At 59.5% G+C, this 491-nt stretch carries 1 protein-coding gene; it reads left to right on the top strand.

Annotated elements, in window-relative coordinates:
* Positions 1-305: 305 nt before the first annotated feature.
* A partial coding sequence (locus tag P0D89_RS54025) for a hypothetical protein (protein ID WP_408379838.1) occupies positions 306-491 on the top strand: 186 nt, incomplete at its 3' end.

Below are 491 nucleotides of genomic sequence, written 5' to 3'. Positions count from 1 at the left end.
CCTACTGGCTTCTCCGATTTGCACCGGAGCCTCGGACAACACGCCAATTCCTGCAATCCACCCACGTATGCTCTCCAGATTTGCCAGAGCGTGCCGTAAACATGCGGTGGACCGATAAAAAAGGGCCCGGGACCAGCGTCGCTCCTAATTTCTGCGGTTCGGAAATGAATTCGATAAGTCGCGCTCAGGTCCCCGACTCGGAACGCGCGCGTCGTCGGCCACACGACTGAAGCATCTGATGGAGTTCCGTCCGATCCGCTCGAGCGGATCGAACCGTCGACGTGCCGTTTCACATCGGAGCAACCGTGACAGAGCAGAAAGATACCGAAAGGCGTCGTCACTCGTGGCGAAGCGGTTCAGCAACAAACCCGCTGGAACCAGCGTCGCTGAATGTTCCGCCGGCGCGGCGCACCGCAGTGTTGGGACTCGTGCTCGTTCTGTTGAGCGTGCCGCTTCTGGCTTTTTGGGGAGCGTATGAAAGCCTGAGCGCG

The organism is Paraburkholderia sp. RL18-085-BIA-A, assembly GCF_046027075.1.
Taxonomy (GTDB): domain Bacteria; phylum Pseudomonadota; class Gammaproteobacteria; order Burkholderiales; family Burkholderiaceae; genus Paraburkholderia.
This window is presented reverse-complemented; position numbering and strand designations above follow the sequence as displayed.